Source organism: Effusibacillus lacus, assembly GCF_002335525.1.
Lineage (GTDB): Bacteria > Bacillota > Bacilli > Tumebacillales > Effusibacillaceae > Effusibacillus > Effusibacillus lacus.
In genome coordinates, this window is sequence record NZ_BDUF01000068.1 from 30,538 (window position 1) to 48,506 (window position 17,969).

Consider the following 17,969-nt stretch of genomic DNA (forward strand, 5'->3'; position numbering starts at 1 on the left):
CGGGAACCAGTACCAGCGCTTTTTTTACCAGTCCCCGAATCATGTATTCTTTGAGGATCAATCCCGCTTCAATTGTTTTCCCCAATCCCACTTCATCGGCAAGAATGGCCCGTCCCTGCAATTCGTTCAATACTTTCCTGGCTGTTGCAACCTGGTGCGGATAGGGAATGACTGCCGGAATCTGCTGCAGGCACAGCAACTGATCAAAAGAGGGGGACACTTTGGTTTCTTCCGCCTCCCGGATCAATTGAAACAGAGTCCAATCCCCCCAGGTCCCGTTTGTCACACACTCCAAAAACTGCTGAAACAGGCTGTCGTCTATTGTGCACTCCGGTGCCCCATGCCGGAGATCGGTTTCCACAGAATCCAGTTTCATGGGATCACCCCGTGTGATATAATCAAGATGCTGAAATAGATTGTGTCAATTTTGGAAACCTTATACATGCGGATGAGTGTTACGGGAGAGAACGCACAGGCGTCGCCGAAGGAGCAAATGGATGTGTCCCGAATGTCCATGAATCTCTCAGGCAGAAGTACCGTAGGCAGGACGCGACTCTGGAGAGAGCCGGCAGGCCACCCAAGGGGTAACTTCTTCGCTCTGTCACACGAAGCGCAGAGGGGAACTCTCAGGTAGCAAGGACAGAGGCACATTGGGGAATCCTTCCCTGTGTGTCTCTTTTTTTATGCGTTTCCGCCGGTGGTTTGCCACCTAACTGGGGAGGCTGTAAATACCCGATTCTCAGGTTATGTTATTTTGGCAGAACCCTGCAAAGGGAGGAAAAAACGAGTCAAGGGGGGCTTTCAGTGACAGAGTTAAAACGCACTCCGCTGTATCCCGTTTATTCGGAATACGGCGGCAAGACAATCGATTTTGGCGGTTGGGAATTGCCGGTCCAATTCACCAGCATCCTGGAGGAGCATGAGGCGGTGCGCACCCGGGCCGGGTTGTTTGATGTGTCCCACATGGGGGAGATTGAAGTAAAAGGTCCGGATGCTTTGGCCAATATCCAGAAGTGGATCACCAACGACGCTTCCAAAATCGAGATCGGGCAGGCGCTCTACTCTCCCATGTGTTACCCCGATGGCGGATGCGTGGATGACTTGCTGGTCTATCGCCTGGATACGGATCATTACCTGCTGGTCGTGAATGCGGCCAATATCGAGAAAGATTATGAATGGGTGAAGCAGAATTCCTTTGGCAACGTGGAGATCGCCAATCTGTCGCCCGGCATAGCGCAATTGGCTTTGCAGGGTCCGCTGGCGGAGCAGATCCTCCGGAAGCTCACCGATTATGATTTGTCGCAAATCAAGTACTACTGGTTTGCCCGGGATGTGAACGTGGCAGGCTTCAAGTGCCTGGTTTCCCGCACCGGTTATACAGGGGAAGATGGATTTGAGATCTACACGGATGCGGAGCATGCCCCCGCTGTGTGGAAAGCGATCCTTGATGCCGGCAAGGAAGAAGGGGTGGTTCCGGCAGGACTCGGGGCGCGTGACACCCTGCGGTTCGAGGCCCGGTTGCCGCTTTACGGGCAGGAGATCAGCGAATCGATTTCGCCGGTTGAAGCAGGGCTTGGCATGTTCGTCAAGCTGGACAAGGGCGATTTCATTGGACGTGAAGCGCTGTCCAAGCAGAAAGAAGAAGGTCCCAAGCGCAAACTCGCAGGGTTTGAAATGATCGAGCGGGGGATTCCGCGCAGCCATTATGAAGTGCAAGTGGAGGGCCGGAAAATTGGCGAGGTAACAACCGGCACCATGGGGCCGACCGTCAAGAAGAATATCGGACTTGCCCTGATTGAGGCAGATTATGCAAAAATCGGCCAGGAGCTGGATGTCATCATTCGCAACAAACCGGTCAAAGGCGTCATCATCAAAACCCCATTTTACAAAAGAGAGAAGTAAGAACAGGAGGCGGGGACTTGAAAAAGCACAGTTACATTCCCAACACGGAGACTGACCGTGGCGAAATGCTGAAAACACTCGGGATCCAAAGCGTGGAAGAATTGTTTTCCGACATTCCCGAAGCGGTTCGATTGAAACGGGATCTGAACATTCCGGCCGCGTGGTCGGAGATTGAACTGTACCGCCATTTCGCGGCAATGGCAGGCAAGAACGCCAACCTGGAAGAGTATGTAAGCTTCCTGGGTGCGGGTGCTTACCAGCATTACATTCCGGCAACAGTTGATGCCATCGTCAGCCGCTCGGAATTTTACACCGCTTATACTCCTTACCAGCCTGAAATCTCTCAGGGGATCCTGCAGGCGATTTTTGAATACCAGACGATGGTTTGCCAGTTGACCGGGATGGATGTGTCCAACGCTTCCATGTATGACGGGCCGAGTGCTTTGGCTGAAGCCGGTATCATGGCATGTGCTGCAACCCGCCGTTCCAAGCTTCTGGTTTCCCGCGGCGTTAATCCGGAATACCGGGCGGTTGTCAAAACCTATGCTTACGGCCAGAACATCGAAGTTATCGAAGTCGGAGTTGACAATGGGGCAACCGGCCTGCAGGACCTGGAATCCAAATTGGGGGACGATATAGCGGGTGTGCTTGTGCAATACCCAAACTTCTTCGGTTCCATTGAGGACCTCAAGACCATTTCCGAACTTGCTCATAGGCACAAAGCGCTGTTTGTGACGGCAGTAAATCCGATTGCAATGGGGCTGCTGGAGGCTCCTGGCAAGTTTGGCGCGGATATCGTTGTGGCGGAAGGACAACCTTTGGGCAATTCCGTCTCCTTTGGCGGACCTTACCTCGGGATGCTTGCCACCACAAAGGATTTGGTGCGCCGTGTGCCGGGCCGTGTTGTCGGCCAAACCAGGGACTTGGACGGGCGTCGTGCTTTCGTACTGACACTACAAGCACGAGAACAACATATTCGCCGCGAAAAGGCCAGCTCCAACATCTGTTCCAACCAGGCTCTGAACGCTCTGGCGTCCACCGTTTATCTCAGCTGCATGGGGAAACAGGGGCTGCAGGATGTGGCGAAACTGAATCTGCAAAAAGCACACTACGCCTATCACAAGCTGACTTCCGTCAAAGGGGTTGAGCCGCTTTTCAACGCTCCTTTCTTTAACGAGTTTGCGGTAATAGTGAGCGGCAACCCGACAGAGATTAACCGGAAGCTGCTGGAATCCAAAATCATCGGCGGTTATGACTTGGGACGTGTTTATCCGGAGTACAAGGGCGGCTTGCTGTTTGCAGTAACCGAGCTGCGGACCAAAGAGGAAATTGACCTGTTGGCTGAGCGATTGGAGGCGATTATATGAGACAAGAAAAAGACCAACCGTTGATTTTTGAACTGTCGCGTCCAGGGCGCGTAGCCTGCAGCCTTCCGGCTTGCGATGTTCCGGAGCAGTCGATTGAGGAACTGATTCCTGGCGACTATGTACGAAAAGAACCGGCGGAACTTCCGGAAGTCAGTGAAGTCGATCTGATTCGCCACTTTACGGATTTGTCCCGCAGGAATTATGGCGTGGACAACGGGTTCTATCCCTTGGGATCCTGCACAATGAAATACAATCCGAAACGGAACGAACGGATGGCCCGCCTGACCGGCTTTGCCCAAATTCATCCGTATCAACCGGAAGATACGGTGCAAGGGGCATTGGAATTGTTGTATAAGCTGCAAACGGAACTGGAAGAAATCACGGGCATGGATCGTGTTTCCCTGCAGCCGGCTGCAGGCGCCCAGGGGGAATGGACCGGTCTGATGATGATCCGGGCTTACCATGAAGCCCGGGGCGAGAAACGGACGAAAGTGATTGTCCCCGACACGGCTCACGGAACCAATCCGGCCTCCGCCACCGTTGCCGGTTACGATACGATCACCATCAAGTCCAACGAACGGGGCAATGTGGATCTTGAATCCCTGCGCCAAGTGGTAGGTCCTGACACAGCGGCACTGATGCTGACGAACCCTTCTACCCTGGGGCTGTTTGAAGAGGACATTGTGGAGATCGCCAAGATTGTGCATGAAGCGGGCGGACTGCTTTATTACGACGGAGCGAACGCCAATGCGATCCTGGGTTACGCAAGGCCGGGTGACATGGGATTTGACGTGGTGCACCTCAATCTGCACAAAACCTTTTCCACTCCCCACGGCGGCGGTGGACCGGGAGCAGGACCGGTCGGTGTCAAGAAAGAATTGATCCCGTTCCTGCCGGTTCCGGTCGTGGATTACAAAGATGGCAAATATGTACTGGATTATGACCGTCCACAATCCATTGGCAAGGTAAAAGGGTTTTACGGCAACTTTGGCGTGTTGGTCAGAGCTTACTCTTATATCCGGACAATGGGACCGGACGGCCTGAAGCGCGTAACAGAGGATGCAGTGTTAAACGCTAATTACATCATGGAAAAATTGCGTCCCTACTTTGAACTGCCCTATGACCGGGTATGCAAGCACGAGTTTGTCATGTCGGGCAAACGGCAAAAGGCCAACGGCGTGAAAACCCTTGACATCGCCAAGCGCCTTCTGGATTTCGGTTTCCATCCGCCGACAATCTACTTCCCGCTGAACGTGGAAGAAGCCATCATGGTGGAACCAACCGAAACGGAGAACATCGACACGCTGAATCGCTTCATTGATGCCATGATTCAGATTGCGAAAGAGGCGGAAGAGAATCCGGATGCTGTCAAATCGGCTCCTCATAACACGGTGGTGAACCGTCTGGACGAGACCACGGCAGCCCGGAATCCGATTCTTAGGTACGAGAAATAAGCAGCGGTGGAATTAGTTTCCCTTCGTGAATTACCCATGCCTCATCCAATTGCTGAGGGCATGGGTAATTGATTTTATAGTGTTGATACAAGTGAATAACTCGATACCCAAAAATAGCGGACTTTGAAGCAGTAATCTTGGTGGATCGAGTGACTCATTTGAAGATTAGAGGATTTACAAGCGCTTATTCAGAGAGATTCTCTATCTGTTTGAGTTCGGAGTGCCAAATAACGGCCTGGTAATCCGGTATTTCAGATTTGCAATGCAAACTTGAGGGCATAACGGACTGAGAATCCTCTATTTTCAATCCCATCAGCATCAAAGCAGTCGAATCCCCTCAGAAAAAGGGCTGTACCTCAAAGCAGACAGATCTGCTTCAGGAACAGCCCCTTTACTTTGTGGAAGCCCCGTACAACACCATAAACTGCCGAATCCCCGCCTTCAGGGAGGAAACCACCTTGTCCTGATAGGCGTCATTCAATAACCTGCTTACTTCCGAAGGATTTGATAAATACCCGTACTCGACAATGACGCTCGGAATCTCTGATTTTCTGAGAACGTAATACGTGCCTCCCGACCGGGGACAGAATCTTTTCCCCGACAACCGGTTCATGGAATCTTGCAGCTGGCAAGCCAGCATGTAGCTTTCGAAGGAGAAAGGCTGATGATAAACCACGGCTCCTTCATTGCGGGGCGTACCGTGATTCCCATGGATACTTATCAAAAGGGAAGCCCGGTGTTGGTGAGCAGCTTCCAGCCTTCCGAACAGATCCCGTCGATGCCGTCCCCATCCCCGGTTGGTCGGGGCATATTTGGTGACGTCCTCATCGCTTTCCCTGGTCATAGCTACCCGAAAACCTTCCGCTTTTAAGCTTTCGGCCAGTTTTTTTGAAATCTTCAAATTCAGATCCTTCTCAAGAACCTGACCGTCCCTGCTTTGGGTTCCAGGGTCAATCCCCCCGTGTCCCGGGTCGATCATGATAACCGGGGCTTGTGCCCCGGCGGCTTGCTCTGGAGCGGCAAGTAAACAAGGCAAAAGCAGTCCGACAATACCCAACAAACGAACCGAAGTTTTCAACATTGGAGTCAACTTCCCCAACAAATGAATCTTCTTTTCAAATTACCGCGCTTCCGGGAAAACACGTTTCACGGTTTCCATGAATCTCTGGAAAATACCCTGGATCGGACGACCTTGCTGAATGTCGTTTGAGTACCCCTGAAAACGGTTATACAGATCCGGATCGGCCGATACATATACCTGTTGGATATCCGGTTCAACCCCTCGCACAGTATTGGCCACATCCGTTTTAATCTGATCGGTGATGGCACCCTGGGCCATGTTCGGAATGTTTACGGCCACATAGGCTGTTCGTCCTGCAACAAATACATTTGCCCGCTCTATGTTGTGTTTTCCTACCAGTGCATCTGCAATGTTACGGGCTTCTCTCATCGGTGACTCCTCATTCATGCCCTGAGCAGGGGGAGCAGGCGGTTGTGATGCCGGAGGAACCGGTGCAGGAGATTGCATGGGTCCTGGCTGTGATCCCGGGCCTCGCAGGGTTCTGGGCTGCGCCTGATTGTTCATGCATCCTGAAACCAAAGCTGCCGTTACAGCAAGAACCGAAAGAACTTTCCATGCTGCTTTTTTCAACAGGAACACTCCTTTGCAAATTAGATCTCAGGATTACTATGACCAAAAATTGAAAAGGCATACCCTGCAGCGGGTATGCCTTGTTACACGTTAAGATGGGCACAGTCGTTGATGCAATCTATATACCACCGGAATCTGTCATAACGGGTGCGGGTGATGGATGTGTTTTCAATCCGGTCCGACCGCTGGCCGGTTACCGAATGCAGGAAGGCATTGATCGTTCCGCCGTGTGTCACCACCAGTATCTTTTTGCCAAAATGCCGGTTTGCAATTGACTCCATCGTCTCTTTGACACGCTGGCTCAGTGCTTCGAAAGTTTCCAGTCCGGGGATTTGATGTTGATGGGGGTGGGTAAGCACCCCGGGATACTGCTCCTCAATTTCGGCTCGGGTCATGCCTTCCAGCAGTCCGTAGTTTCGTTCCCTCAAACCTGAATCCAGGAGATGCGGGACGTTGATTTTCTCCCCAATATATTCAGCTGTACGTTTGGCCCGCAAAAGGTCGCTGGAATAGATCAGATCCCAGTTCTCTTTTGACAGTTGATCAGCCACAATTCGGGCTTGTGCGATGCCTACTTCAGACAGCGGGATGTCTTTTGATCCCTGCAACCGGGCTTCCCGGTTCCAAAGCGTTTCTCCATGCCGGACCAGGCAGATCTCTGTCATACTCGACGGTTCACCTCTCAATATCAATACTTTACCATTATAACAAAGCCCCGCCAGGAATGTGCCAATTCGCTGCCCGGAAAAAAATCGCAGAAAAATGGGCGGAAATGGTTTACAAAAGGGAATGGGGTGGATATAATTTCCTTGTAATGAATCTTATTCCATGACAAAGGAGGTCGGTACCCATGAGGATGGCAACCTGTAAATTTTTGGCAACTTCAGATTTTTATTACCGGCCTGCTTGGAATGAGGTTCAGAACTAGACTTTTGAATCCTGTTTTCACTGCCACAGGCCGGCATGCCTGTGGCTTTTTTGTTTGAGTTCCAAGAAATATGCGGCCACAGGTATGCTTGCCTGTGGCTTTACTATTTCTGAAAGGAGGAGCGGCACAATGGGCCAGGATGTAAGAAGGCAAATGTTTTATTGGATTTACAAGGGGATCGATTCGACCTGACTAACTCGATAAGGAAAGGAAAGGTTTGAATGTTGGCAATTCACATACTGTCCTTGACAGTTACCATTACCTGGAGGAAACAGGAACCTCAACCGGACTCCTATGAAAATGAAATTCTCATAGCCCGGATTATTGATGAAATGAATGACAACCGGTGTGAACATGTGGGTTGGTTCTAATTCCCCATGCCTTATGCCCTCCATAATGCCAATCAGGCAATTGTGGAGGGCTCTCTTTACTTTCAAACGGTTTTTTGCTACTCATTGAAAAAAAATTGTGCTACAATGACAAAGTGATTCTGGGAGGGATAGCCTTTGGTACGGATCCTTGTCATCCACGGACCCAATTTAAACCTGCTTGGCAAACGGGAACCTGAAATTTACGGCACAACCACGCTTGCCGACATTAACCGTCAGTTATCGGAATTGGCCAAACAATATTCAGTCGAATTGGATTTTATTCAATCCAATCACGAAGGCGAAATTATCGACCGGATTCATACCGCCAGGGAGTCAGCGGACGGGATTCTGATCAATCCCGGTGCCTATACGCACTACAGCATAGCCATTCGGGATGCGTTGAGTGCAGTATCGATTCCGGCTGTGGAAGTTCATCTGTCGAACATTCATGCCCGGGAGGAATTTCGTAAACAATCCGTGGTGGCGCCCGTTGTCATCGGGCAAATAAGCGGATTCGGTGAACATAGTTACGCTCTTGGCCTGTTGGCCTTAATCGAGCATTTGAAGCGACCCGGGACATAAAACCGGTCGCAAAACCAAAGGGAAGGGTATCCATGAAGAACCGATTGACACGACTTCGGGAACAAATTGCCAATCAGCCAGTGGACGGCATGCTGATCCTTAAGCCCGAGAACCGCAGATACATTAGCGGGTTTACAGGGTCTGCCGGATATTTGCTTGTGACTTCGTCTGATGCGGTGCTGATTACAGATTTTCGGTACACGGAACAGGCCAGGGAACAAGCCCCTCATTTTCGGGTGGTGGAGCACGGGTCTTCAGCTCCGGAAGCTATACGTTCCGAACTGACTGCCTTGGGAGTCAAGCGTCTGGGATTTGAAAAAGATTATCTTACATATTCGCTTTATTCAATTTACAAAGACAAGTTTGAAGGCGTGGAACTGGAACCCACTGAAGGAATTGTGGAGAAACTCCGGGCCGTGAAGGACGATCAAGAAATTGAATGGATCCGGCAAGCCGCCAGGATTGCGGATGATGCTTTTTCCCACATTCTGGCCTATTTGAAGCCTGGTGCAAGGGAGCGGGATATTGCCCTTGAACTTGAATATTTCATGCGCAGGAAAGGTGCCAAAAGCTCTTCGTTCGATATTATTGTCGCCTCCGGGGTCAGATCAAGCTTCCCCCACGGGGTTGCTTCCGATAAACTGCTTGAGCGGGGTGATTTTGTAAAAATGGACTTTGGCGCTCTGTACGAGGGTTACTGTTCCGACATCACCCGAACGGTAGTGCTGGGTGAACCCAGTGACAAACAGCGGGAAATATACAACATTGTATTGGAAGCCCAAATGTACGCTCTGGAGCACATAAAACCCGGGATGTCCGGCAAAGAAGCGGATGCGCTTGCCCGGGACATCATAAAGGAAAAGGGCTACGGTGAACATTTCGGTCATAGCCTGGGTCACGGTTTGGGACTCTATATACATGAAGAGCCGCGTCTTTCCACTTTGTCTAGCGACATTCTGCAACCGGGCATGGTGGTGACTGTCGAACCGGGAATCTATATACCGGGTATGGGCGGAGTTCGGATTGAAGATGATGTGGCCATAACCGAAACCGGATTGGAGATCCTGACTGCTTCCACAAAGGAATTGGTAGTTCTTTAGACATATTGAACCCATTAGGAGGTAATTTTTCATGATTTCAAGCAACGATTTTCGTCCCGGAGTCACCATTGAATATGATGGGGAAATTTGGCGTGTGCTGGAATTCCTGCATGTAAAGCCGGGCAAAGGTGCCGCATTCGTCCGCACCAAATTGAAAAACGTGAAAACCGGCGCCGTCAAGGAAATGACCTTCAATGCAGGAGAAAAAGTTCCAAGGGCCAGAATTGAGAACAGGCAGATGCAGTATCTCTATAATGACGGTGAGTCTTACACCTTCATGGATACGGAAAGCTTTGAGCAGATTCAGATCCCGGCCAGCCAGCTGGAATACGAAATCCAGTTTCTGAAGGAGAACATGAACTGTTATGTCGTCATGTACGAAGGGGCTGCCATCGGGATTGAATTGCCCAATACGGTGGAATTGGAAGTTGTCGAGACTGATCCCGGCATCCGCGGCAACACTGCGACAGGAGGTTCCAAGCCGGCAAAGTTGGAAACCGGATACGTGGTTCAGGTTCCATTCTTCATTGAAGCAGGGGACAAGCTGATCATTGATACCCGCTCCGGCGAATACGTATCCCGCGCTTAACGGTAATTGCCAAACTGAAAATACATGTACATGCAAGCTGTTGACGAAGTCAACAGCTTTTTTGTTCTAGTGGCAAACCGAGACACATACATTCCTTATGGAAGTGACCCTGTCCACCATTGATTCGGAATGAGGTGTGCCTATGTTTGACGTTCAGGACAAATGGGTTTGGGGAATGGCAGGTTTGCGAATGCTCTCAGGCAGCATTGAGGTGCTTGCAGCCCTGATTATGCTGTATTATGGCACAATTGAACGGGCTGTTATGGTTAACGCTGTTCTGTCCCTTGTCGGCCCGACGGTTCTCATTCTGGTTACAACCATTGGATTGATTGGACTCGCAGACAAGCTGGATTTGAGCAAAATGTTGATCGTAATGTGCGGTGTAGCCCTGATTCTATACGGAGTCCGGTCCTAGAAAACCTGCGGAATACCCCGTGCAGCCTGAGTACATATTCCGAGTAATTGTGCATACTAGGTACGATCATAGCAAAAGGGGGATTCCGCATGCAGAATCTGAAAGAACGAGTGGCATACGTACAAGGTTTGGCCAATGGATTGAAAGTCAGCGGGAACACACCGGAGGGCCGAATCCTGCAGGAAGTGATGGATCTGTTGGAAGATGTGGTCCGCGCCTTGGACAGGGTTCATGTCAGTCAAGCTGATCTGGAAGAGTACGTGGCGGCCATTGATGAAGATCTTACAGATCTGGAAAATGACTATTACGAAGAATACGACGAATATGTTGACAACGATCTGAGCGATATGGATGAGGACGACGAACTGGAGTATTTTGAAATGGAGTGTCCGAACTGCCATGAGACCGTTTTTGTCGACTCCGACGTATATGAGGACGACGAGGTGGTGGAAGTTTTATGTCCGGAATGTCACGAGGCCATTCTCGTCAACGACGACACTCCGGTGACAACCTGACCGGGACTGAACTGCACTTGACCCTCCTATTCACGGGAGGGTTTTTTGCTTTCTTTTGGATTTGGCGGCAAGTCTTGCAACTATCAAAATCTCGTGTTTTTTTGCGGGAAAACTGGTATAAACGAACAAGCTGTCCCATATGTATGGAATATCCGCTTGTTGGACGAGGAGGGGGTAGGTTGTTTCCCGCTGTGCCTCACAACCGAATGGAATATGTGATTGAACATCAAATACTTCCCGTTCTGGCTCCGGCTATTCGGAAGCTTGCGGCCAGAAGCCCGCAGCCCGTTCGTACCAGTCTTGAAGAAATCAGGATCCGTCAAGAACAGCCTGTACAGGTATACACGCATCAAGGGGACTATTTCCTGGATCCTGACGGGCAGCCCATTCGCTCCTTGAACAAGGCCTATCGGGCTACGGGGGAAGATGTGGCTCAGACCGTCCAATTGCTGACCCGATCTTCTCTTTACGCATGGGAAGAAGAGTTGCGACGGGGATATGTAACGATTGCCGGCGGACACCGTGTGGGCTTGGCCGGGAAAGCGGTTCTGACCCCTCTCGGGTCGGTTCAGACGCTAAAACACATCTCTTGCATCAACATACGCATTGCCCGTGAGATCCAGGGAGCGGCTGATGGCGTAAAACAGTTCCTGACAGGTATGGAAGGAAAATTGCATAATACCCTGATCATTTCTCCACCGCAATCCGGCAAAACCACTTTGTTGCGGGACATCGCCCGCCAGGCAAGTGACGGTCTGCTGCATCCCGGACTGCGGGGAATGAAAGTTGGCGTGGTCGATGAACGTTCAGAATTGGCGGGTTGTGTGAACGGAATCCCGCAGCATTCAATTGGGGCTCGCACGGACGTATTGGATGCGTGCCCGAAAGCCGAAGGGATGTTGATGATGATTCGTTCCATGTCGCCCCAACTGTTGATAACAGATGAGATAGGACGGGAACAGGATCGTGACGCCATTCTTGAGGCGGTCCATTCCGGAGTTGCGGTAATCGCATCCGCTCATGGGCTCACCCTGAGCGAAGTCCGAAACCGGCCCGCCATTCGTTCCCTGTTTGAGGAGAAAGTTTTTTCCCGCTATATCGTCCTCTCCCGGCGAAACGGCCCCCTCACCCTGGAAGGAGTATATGACAAGGACGGGCAGTGCCTGTTCAAAAGAGAGGGCAGGTACCCATGATCAAACTTGTCGGATCTGTAATGATTATCATGGCTGCGGCAGGACTTGGTTTTTGGAGAGCCACAACTTATTCCGAAAGAGCCAGGCAGTTGAATCAGTTGATTACCGCCCTGCAAATGTTGGAGACTGAAATTTCGTACGGGGCAACCCCGTTACCGGAAGCGTTGTCCCGAATCGGCCGCCGGATACCAGGTCCGATCGGTTTGCTTCTTGACGAAACCGGCCAGCGGTTGATGCGGGGAGAGGGGGGTTCGGTTGGCCTATTATTGCAATCCCAATTCGAACAATGGAGTCCGAGATTGAGCTTGCAGCCGCAGGATCGAGAGATCCTGCTGACATTTGGGCAAACCCTCGGGGTGTCGGACCGCTCCGATCAGCTCAAGCACATTCGCCTGGCATGTACCAGGTTGGCGGCGGAAGAGTCTCTTGCAAGGGATGAAAGAGACCGTTTGGGAAAAATGTGGAGATATCTGGGCGTGTTAACAGGAGCGGCCGCAGTAATCATCATGTATTAGAGCAGGGGGATGGGAAAATGTTTTCAGTCGCAATCAGTACCATACTGCAGATTGCCGGAATCGGGTTCCTGACAGCCGTGCTGCAAACAGTTCTGAAAGCAGCGGGCAAGGATGAATTTTCCAATTGGGTTACCCTGACGGGGATTGCAGTTGCTCTGGTTCTTGTTCTTAGCAAACTTGAGGTGCTGTTGACGGAGATTACAAGCGTGTTCCGTTTCCAATAGGCTACCGAAAGAAGGAATCTGGCATGGATATATTGCAAATTGTCGGACTTGGGCTCATAGCCGTTTTTTTAATACTGACCGTCAAAACACAGTCTTCGACAGCCGCAATGCTGATCTCGCTGCTAACAGGGGTGTTCCTGTTTGCGTTCATGGTGCCTCCGATACGCCTTGTTTTTGAGGAGATTCAAAGATTGGCCTTGCAGGCCAACGTGGATTTGAAACTGCTCGGCACCATTCTAAAAATCATCGCCATTGCCTACATAGCGGAGTTTGGTGCACAACTGGTCAGAGATTCCGGTGAATCGGGGCTGGCTTCAAAGATTGAATTTGCAGGTAAAATTCTGATCCTGGTCCTTGCCATTCCGATTGTCAGGGTTGTGGTCGACACGATCATGCAAGTGATGATTCGGGGGGGAGCCGGATGAACAGATGGAGAATCGGCATCCTTGCCATCCTGCTTATGTATCTGTCGCTGACCTCCGTGGCCTTGGCGGTTGAGAATCCGTCGTCCAGTCCGGTCAACAGCCTTGAACCGTCAATTGACACCAGTGAGGTGGACAAATTCCTGCAGGATTTAATCCGGCAGTACGGCGATTTTTTGCCAAGTGTGTCTTCTCCTCATATTCTCGACTTGCTAAGGGGAGACGGTTTTACCGTACAAGGGGTTCTTCTGGGAATGCTTAAGTTTTTGTTCTTTGAAATCATGCATAATTCATTGCTTTTGGGCAGCATTTTGATCCTTGCCGTGCTGGCCGCCTTGCTGGAGAACCTACAGAATGCCTTTGAGCGAAACACCGTTTCGCAAGTTGGATTTGCGGTGATTTATATAGCTTTGATTATCCTTTCGGTCAACTCGTTTATGACAGCCACCGGGTACGCCAAGCAGGCAATTGAAGCCATGAGCAGCTTCATGATGGGGAGCATCCCCCTGCTGCTTACCTTAATGGCCTCATCCGGGGCGGTTACATCCGCGGGACTTCTGTACCCGACAGTGGTGTTTGTCGTCAATGCTTTTGCCGGTTTGGTGACAACCGTGGTGTTTCCGTTGATTTTCTTCTCCGCCATTCTGCTGATGGTGTCCGAATTTTCAAGTCGTTACAAACTGTCACAGCTGGGCGGTTTCCTGCGAACGACGGGTAACTGGCTATTGGGCGCCTTCTTCGTAATCTTCATCGGAATCATGACGGTGAAGGGGGCCATGGGCGGCGTGGCGGACGGAATTGCGCTGAGGACAGCGAAATTCGCCACTTCCACTTTGATTCCGGTGGTGGGGAAAATGTTCTCCGATTCCATCGATACGGTGGTGGGTGCCTCCATGCTTGTGAAAAACTCGGTCGGAGTGGGAGGGCTTCTGATCCTGGCGCTACTCTGCACCTTCCCGGCTCTCAAGATCATCAGCCTGGGAATTGTGTACAGCCTGTCAGGTGCGCTGATGCAGCCTTTGGGCAACTCTCCCGTAGTGTCCTGCCTGTCTACCATTGGCAAGACCTTGTTCATCATCTTTTCCGCAATGGCAACCGTCGGTTTCATGTTCTTTCTCTCCGTCACCATGATTCTCTTGGCGGGCAACATCCAGTTGATGGTGAGGTGAGGGAACCTGGATTTCATATCTTCGTGGCTGACGCAAATTGTCCTGATTCTGCTCTTTGCAGTAGTCATGGATCTGGTGGTTCCTTCTTCTTCCATGCGAAACTACGTCAAGCTGGTGATGGGACTGGTCATTATGGTAACGATGCTCAAGCCCATCTCGGCTTTATACGACAACAAGTTTGATATCTCGAAGATTCAATGGCCCGGCGGTTCGGTTCCGGCTGCCTCCTTCGAATCCATCAGGGAAAAAGCGGCCGACCTGGAGCGGCAACAGACTGAACTGGCGGAACAACAGGTAAACGGTGTGTTGGAGAAAGCCTTGAAACAGCATGTCGAAGCCGCCTATCCTTTTGAAGTTGCCAGAGTATCAGTCCGGTTTGCCAAATCTGAACAATCTGTTTCTCACTCTGCCGAGATTGAAGAGTTGGTCCTGCAAGTACGTCCAAAATCAAACGAAAGCAGGACCATTCAGCCGGTTGACCCGGTTTCCGTACGAATGGGGGAAAGCGGCGAGTCAGCAAGGCGGGGACATACAGAGGAATCAGACAAAAGGATCAAGCAATTGAAAGAGGAACTGGCAACTCTCTACCGCATACCCGGTTCCGTTATCTCAGTACAGCTTCTGACCGATTAAGGGGGTGAAAATCAATGAATATCGATCTCTCAAAAGTGCCCAAATGGACTTATGCGGTGGGAGCTTTGGGAATTGCACTGCTTCTGTTTGGCACCTCTCTGGACTCGCCGGGGCCCCCCCCCAAGCAAGAGACTGCGCAACAGACCAAGGAGATTCACACGGACCGGATGTCCATCAGCGGTTATGAAAGGCTGTATGAGGAAAAATTGGCCCAGGTGCTCAATCAGATTCAGGGCGTCGCCGATGTTACCGTAATGGTCAATCTGGAATCTACCGAAGAAATTGTGCTTGCCGAAAATACTAACAACCAAAGAACGACAACAACCGAAAACGACAAACAAGGGGGAACCCGGACAATTACCGCATTTAACGAGAACAAGCAGTTGGTTATGACCAAGGGATCACCTGACAATCCGGTAGTGGTCAGGACCATCAAACCTCATGTCCGGGGAGTTCTTGTTGTCGCCAGAGGGGCGGAACAGCCCAGGGTAAAGGCAATGATCCTGGAGACCGTTCAGCGTGTGCTGGAAGTCCCCGCACACCGGATCGCAGTGGAACCAAAAAAAGCGAATTGAAGCGAACAAAATAATGATTTGGGGAGGTACTTACTATGGCAAACCGTCAAACCGTATGGCTTTCGACAATGATGATTCTGTCCCTCATGGTAATCGGCTACTACACGGTAGATGACACTCTAAAGCCGGTTCCAACATCATCGACGGAAAACGCAAAGAACCAAGACCAGACGAAGACACCCGATCCAAAAGACAACTCCAATGACAGCACCAAGAATCAGAACAACGGCACCGAAAAAAAACAGACTATGACCGGTGCCGATTGGTTTGGAGAGCAAATCGCCAACAGGGAAGTAACTTATTACAAGCAGGCGGAAGAGTTGCAAAAGGTGATCGCGGACGCCAAAACTTCCACCGAGCAAAAGGTCAAGGCGGAACAGGAATTAAAGGCGATGCAGGATTTCTATCAGAAAGCGGAACAGGCGGAAAACAAAGTGATTGCCGAAGGATTTGCGGAAGCGCTGGTCACCAAGGACAAGGAACGGGTCACCGTTACCGTTCAGGCACCCGAGTTGTCCAAAGAGCAGGCTGCCAAGATTTATTCTATTGTAAGCAAGGAACTTGGAATTCCGGCACATCAGATTACCGTTTCCTACAAACAATAACATGAACCATCGAAAGGACGCCTCATGTACGGCGTCTTCTTCTTTTGACCGGCACATGACTTGACCCGGCGGTATAGAAAGAAAAGCCAAAAATGTGGTATACTTTCCATTAGTGCCTAAAGATATACAGGTCAAAAGGGAGGACCAGAACATGTTCAAACTGAACGAAATTCGTGAATTGGTACGTTTAATAGACGAAACATCAGTTACGGAATTGAATGTGGAAGCGGCTGGCACCAAGTTGATCATAAAGAAGGAACCGGTAGTTGCGGCCCCCGTTGTGGTTCAACCAGCAGCTGTACAAGCTTCGCAAGCGGCAGTGGTTCCCGTGGCTCCAGCGGTTCCTGCACAGGAAACGGCTGCTGAAGAAATTCCCAAGAAAACCGCTCCTGCTGTTGAGGATCCAACACTCCACAAAATCGTGTCGCCGATGGTGGGAACTTTCTATAAGGCTCCCGCACCCGATGCGGAACCCTATGTCCGTGTCGGTTCCAAAGTAAACGAGAAAACGGTTGTATGCATTGTGGAAGCGATGAAACTGATGAACGAAATTGAAGCGGATGTAAGAGGCGAGATTGTAGAGATACTTGTGGAGAACGGACAACTGGTAGAATACGGACAGCCTCTGTTCCTGGTAAAAGTCGATTGATTCGGGGGTCTGCCAACGTGTTTACCAAAGTTCTGATCGCCAATCGGGGAGAAATTGCGGTTCGTGTCATTCGTGCATGCAGGGAATTGGGAATCCAGACAGTTGCCATTTACTCGGAACCGGATCGGGAATCACTCCATGTGAAACTGGCCGACGAAGCTTACTGCGTCGGACCTACGGCAAGCAAGCAAAGCTATCTCAACATTCCCAACATTATGGCGGTAGCTACTTCAACCGGCGTGGATGCGATTCATCCGGGTTACGGCTTCTTGGCGGAAAACGCAGACTTTGCAGAAATCTGTGAAGCGTGCGGGATTACATTCATTGGTCCCAGTTCCGAAGCTATCGAAAAAATGGGCGACAAATCGGTCGCCAAAGAAACAATGAAGCAAGCAAACGTTCCATGTGTTCCCGGAACTGACGGTTTAATCGAAGATACGGCTGATGCTTTGAAGGTGGCCGACCAAATCGGATATCCTGTCATCGTCAAAGCGACTGCCGGCGGCGGCGGGAAAGGCATGCGGATTGCCGCCAACCCGGAAGATCTGGAGAAAGCGATCAAAATGGCGCAAGTGGAGGCAGAAACCGCTTTCGGCAATGCGGGGGTCTACCTTGAGAAGTTTGTGGAAGAACCCCGTCACGTAGAGATTCAGGTGATGGCAGACAAATACGGCAATGCTGTTTATGTGGGGGAAAGGGATTGCTCCATCCAGCGTCGTCACCAAAAACTCATTGAAGAAGCTCCATCTCCGGCACTGACAACGGACCTTCGCAAAAAAATGGGGGAATCGGCTGTAGCCGCAGCTCTGGCAGTGAATTATTCGGGAGCCGGTACGGTGGAATTCCTGCTCGACAAACACGGCAATTATTACTTTATGGAAATGAATACCCGGATTCAGGTCGAACATCCTGTAACGGAGATGATTACCGGAATTGACCTGATCAAGGAACAAATCCGGGTGGCGGCAGGAGAAAAACTCTCCTTTAGCCAGGCAGATCTGGAACTGGACGGCTGGGCGATCGAATGCCGCATCAATGCGGAAGATCCGGACAAGAACTTTATGCCATGTCCCGGGACCATTACCAAATATTTGGCGCCCGGCGGATTCG

At 50.8% G+C, this 17,969-nt stretch carries 22 protein-coding genes, 1 pseudogene and 1 riboswitch; of the genes and pseudogenes, 19 read left to right on the forward strand and 4 right to left on the reverse strand.

Annotated elements, in window-relative coordinates:
- Positions 1–376 (reverse strand): annotated as a pseudogene (locus EFBL_RS21350) (ATP-dependent helicase); the annotation flags it as partial.
- Between the two features lie 72 nt (positions 377–448).
- Positions 449–549, forward strand: a riboswitch (glycine riboswitch).
- A 255-nt stretch (positions 550–804) separates the two neighbouring features.
- Between EFBL_RS21350 and gcvT the strand changes: the two are divergent.
- From gcvT to gcvPB, 3 genes are all read left to right on the forward strand, one after another.
- Positions 805–1,902, forward strand: coding sequence for a glycine cleavage system aminomethyltransferase GcvT (gcvT, locus tag EFBL_RS13355; RefSeq protein WP_096182613.1), 1,098 nt, complete (start codon positions 805–807; stop codon positions 1,900–1,902).
- A gap of 65 nt (positions 1,903–1,967) precedes the next feature.
- Positions 1,968–3,269 (forward strand): aminomethyl-transferring glycine dehydrogenase subunit GcvPA, encoded by a 1,302-nt coding sequence (gene gcvPA / locus EFBL_RS13360; RefSeq protein ID WP_231705808.1) that lies wholly within the window; start codon positions 1,968–1,970, stop codon positions 3,267–3,269.
- The gene (gcvPB, locus tag EFBL_RS13365) at positions 3,266–4,723 is read left to right on the forward strand and encodes an aminomethyl-transferring glycine dehydrogenase subunit GcvPB (RefSeq protein ID WP_096182615.1); all 1,458 of its coding nucleotides are present in this window, start codon (positions 3,266–3,268) and stop codon (positions 4,721–4,723) included. Before gcvPA ends, gcvPB begins: the two co-directional genes overlap by 4 nt.
- A 391-nt stretch (positions 4,724–5,114) precedes the next feature.
- Here the strand turns inward: gcvPB and EFBL_RS13370 are convergent, their stop codons facing one another.
- The 3 genes from EFBL_RS13370 to EFBL_RS13380 all read right to left on the reverse strand — a co-directional run bounded on the left by EFBL_RS13370 (position 5,115) and on the right by EFBL_RS13380 (position 7,039).
- On the reverse strand, positions 5,115–5,804 hold the full coding sequence (locus EFBL_RS13370; RefSeq protein ID WP_096182616.1) for an N-acetylmuramoyl-L-alanine amidase family protein: 690 nt from the start codon (positions 5,802–5,804) through the stop codon (positions 5,115–5,117).
- A 39-nt stretch (positions 5,805–5,843) separates the two neighbouring features.
- Positions 5,844–6,383: a YhcN/YlaJ family sporulation lipoprotein gene (locus tag EFBL_RS13375; RefSeq protein WP_269432704.1), complete on the reverse strand. Its 540-nt coding sequence runs from the start codon at positions 6,381–6,383 to the stop codon at positions 5,844–5,846.
- A 74-nt stretch (positions 6,384–6,457) separates the two neighbouring features.
- A complete protein-coding gene (locus tag EFBL_RS13380) occupies positions 6,458–7,039 on the reverse strand; it encodes a histidine phosphatase family protein (protein WP_096182618.1) in 582 nt (193 codons plus the stop codon).
- Between the two features lie 484 nt (positions 7,040–7,523).
- Between EFBL_RS13380 and EFBL_RS13385 the strand changes: the two genes are divergently transcribed.
- The 16 genes from EFBL_RS13385 to accC form a co-directional block, all read left to right on the forward strand.
- Complete coding sequence (locus EFBL_RS13385; RefSeq protein WP_096182619.1) at positions 7,524–7,673, forward strand: YrzI family small protein; 150 nt, start codon at positions 7,524–7,526, stop codon at positions 7,671–7,673.
- A gap of 135 nt (positions 7,674–7,808) precedes the next feature.
- Positions 7,809–8,255 carry a type II 3-dehydroquinate dehydratase gene (gene aroQ, locus EFBL_RS13390; RefSeq protein WP_096182620.1) on the forward strand — a complete coding sequence of 149 codons (447 nt, stop codon included), beginning with the start codon at positions 7,809–7,811 and terminating at the stop codon, positions 8,253–8,255.
- A 32-nt stretch (positions 8,256–8,287) separates the two neighbouring features.
- Positions 8,288–9,355 carry a M24 family metallopeptidase gene (locus EFBL_RS13395; protein WP_096182621.1) on the forward strand — a complete coding sequence of 356 codons (1,068 nt, stop codon included), beginning with the start codon at positions 8,288–8,290 and terminating at the stop codon, positions 9,353–9,355.
- Positions 9,356–9,386: 31 nt separating this feature from the next.
- On the forward strand, positions 9,387–9,944 hold the full coding sequence (gene efp, locus EFBL_RS13400) for an elongation factor P (protein WP_096182622.1): 558 nt from the start codon (positions 9,387–9,389) through the stop codon (positions 9,942–9,944).
- A gap of 142 nt (positions 9,945–10,086) precedes the next feature.
- The gene (locus tag EFBL_RS13405; protein ID WP_096182623.1) at positions 10,087–10,359 is read left to right on the forward strand and encodes a YqhV family protein; all 273 of its coding nucleotides are present in this window, start codon (positions 10,087–10,089) and stop codon (positions 10,357–10,359) included.
- A gap of 89 nt (positions 10,360–10,448) precedes the next feature.
- The gene (locus EFBL_RS13410) at positions 10,449–10,874 is read left to right on the forward strand and encodes a CD1247 N-terminal domain-containing protein (protein ID WP_096182624.1); all 426 of its coding nucleotides are present in this window, start codon (positions 10,449–10,451) and stop codon (positions 10,872–10,874) included.
- A 179-nt stretch (positions 10,875–11,053) separates the two neighbouring features.
- Positions 11,054–12,067, forward strand: coding sequence for a stage III sporulation protein AA (spoIIIAA, locus tag EFBL_RS13415; protein WP_231705805.1), 1,014 nt, complete (start codon positions 11,054–11,056; stop codon positions 12,065–12,067).
- A complete protein-coding gene (gene spoIIIAB / locus EFBL_RS13420) occupies positions 12,064–12,582 on the forward strand; it encodes a stage III sporulation protein SpoIIIAB (RefSeq protein WP_096182626.1) in 519 nt (172 codons plus the stop codon). Before spoIIIAA ends, spoIIIAB begins: the two co-directional genes overlap by 4 nt.
- 17 nt (positions 12,583–12,599) lie before the next feature.
- Complete coding sequence (gene spoIIIAC, locus EFBL_RS13425; protein ID WP_096182627.1) at positions 12,600–12,806, forward strand: stage III sporulation protein AC; 207 nt, start codon at positions 12,600–12,602, stop codon at positions 12,804–12,806.
- A gap of 23 nt (positions 12,807–12,829) precedes the next feature.
- Positions 12,830–13,231 carry a stage III sporulation protein AD gene (spoIIIAD, locus tag EFBL_RS13430; protein ID WP_096182628.1) on the forward strand — a complete coding sequence of 134 codons (402 nt, stop codon included), beginning with the start codon at positions 12,830–12,832 and terminating at the stop codon, positions 13,229–13,231.
- Positions 13,228–14,397, forward strand: coding sequence for a stage III sporulation protein AE (gene spoIIIAE, locus EFBL_RS13435; protein WP_096182629.1), 1,170 nt, complete (start codon positions 13,228–13,230; stop codon positions 14,395–14,397). The genes spoIIIAD and spoIIIAE overlap by 4 nt, the downstream gene beginning before the upstream one ends.
- Before the next feature lie 15 nt (positions 14,398–14,412).
- A complete protein-coding gene (gene spoIIIAF, locus EFBL_RS13440; RefSeq protein WP_269432706.1) occupies positions 14,413–15,030 on the forward strand; it encodes a stage III sporulation protein AF in 618 nt (205 codons plus the stop codon).
- 14 nt (positions 15,031–15,044) lie between these two features.
- Positions 15,045–15,605, forward strand: coding sequence for a stage III sporulation protein AG (gene spoIIIAG / locus EFBL_RS13445; protein WP_096182631.1), 561 nt, complete (start codon positions 15,045–15,047; stop codon positions 15,603–15,605).
- Positions 15,606–15,640: 35 nt separating this feature from the next.
- Positions 15,641–16,210 (forward strand): SpoIIIAH-like family protein, encoded by a 570-nt coding sequence (locus EFBL_RS13450; protein WP_096182632.1) that lies wholly within the window; start codon positions 15,641–15,643, stop codon positions 16,208–16,210.
- 151 nt (positions 16,211–16,361) lie between these two features.
- Positions 16,362–16,859, forward strand: a complete 498-nt coding sequence (gene accB, locus EFBL_RS13455; RefSeq protein ID WP_096182633.1) for an acetyl-CoA carboxylase biotin carboxyl carrier protein — start codon at positions 16,362–16,364, stop codon at positions 16,857–16,859.
- Positions 16,860–16,876: 17 nt separating this feature from the next.
- On the forward strand, positions 16,877–17,969 hold a 1,093-nt coding region (gene accC, locus EFBL_RS13460; protein ID WP_231705806.1), incomplete at its 3' end, for an acetyl-CoA carboxylase biotin carboxylase subunit.

Coding starts and splice junctions, on each gene's coding strand:
- gcvPA (WP_231705808.1), top strand. CDS start 1,968: ATGCTGAAAACACTCGGGATCCAAAGCGTGGAAGAATTGTTTTCCGAC.
- gcvPB (WP_096182615.1), top strand. CDS start 3,266: ATGAGACAAGAAAAAGACCAACCGTTGATTTTTGAACTGTCGCGTCCA.
- EFBL_RS13370 (WP_096182616.1), bottom strand. CDS start 5,804: ATGTTGAAAACTTCGGTTCGTTTGTTGGGTATTGTCGGACTGCTTTTG.
- EFBL_RS13380 (WP_096182618.1), bottom strand. CDS start 7,039: ATGACAGAGATCTGCCTGGTCCGGCATGGAGAAACGCTTTGGAACCGG.
- EFBL_RS13385 (WP_096182619.1), top strand. CDS start 7,524: ATGTTGGCAATTCACATACTGTCCTTGACAGTTACCATTACCTGGAGG.
- EFBL_RS13395 (WP_096182621.1), top strand. CDS start 8,288: ATGAAGAACCGATTGACACGACTTCGGGAACAAATTGCCAATCAGCCA.
- efp (WP_096182622.1), top strand. CDS start 9,387: ATGATTTCAAGCAACGATTTTCGTCCCGGAGTCACCATTGAATATGAT.
- EFBL_RS13405 (WP_096182623.1), top strand. CDS start 10,087: ATGTTTGACGTTCAGGACAAATGGGTTTGGGGAATGGCAGGTTTGCGA.
- EFBL_RS13410 (WP_096182624.1), top strand. CDS start 10,449: ATGCAGAATCTGAAAGAACGAGTGGCATACGTACAAGGTTTGGCCAAT.
- spoIIIAB (WP_096182626.1), top strand. CDS start 12,064: ATGATCAAACTTGTCGGATCTGTAATGATTATCATGGCTGCGGCAGGA.
- spoIIIAC (WP_096182627.1), top strand. CDS start 12,600: ATGTTTTCAGTCGCAATCAGTACCATACTGCAGATTGCCGGAATCGGG.
- spoIIIAD (WP_096182628.1), top strand. CDS start 12,830: ATGGATATATTGCAAATTGTCGGACTTGGGCTCATAGCCGTTTTTTTA.
- spoIIIAE (WP_096182629.1), top strand. CDS start 13,228: ATGAACAGATGGAGAATCGGCATCCTTGCCATCCTGCTTATGTATCTG.
- spoIIIAG (WP_096182631.1), top strand. CDS start 15,045: ATGAATATCGATCTCTCAAAAGTGCCCAAATGGACTTATGCGGTGGGA.
- EFBL_RS13450 (WP_096182632.1), top strand. CDS start 15,641: ATGGCAAACCGTCAAACCGTATGGCTTTCGACAATGATGATTCTGTCC.
- accB (WP_096182633.1), top strand. CDS start 16,362: ATGTTCAAACTGAACGAAATTCGTGAATTGGTACGTTTAATAGACGAA.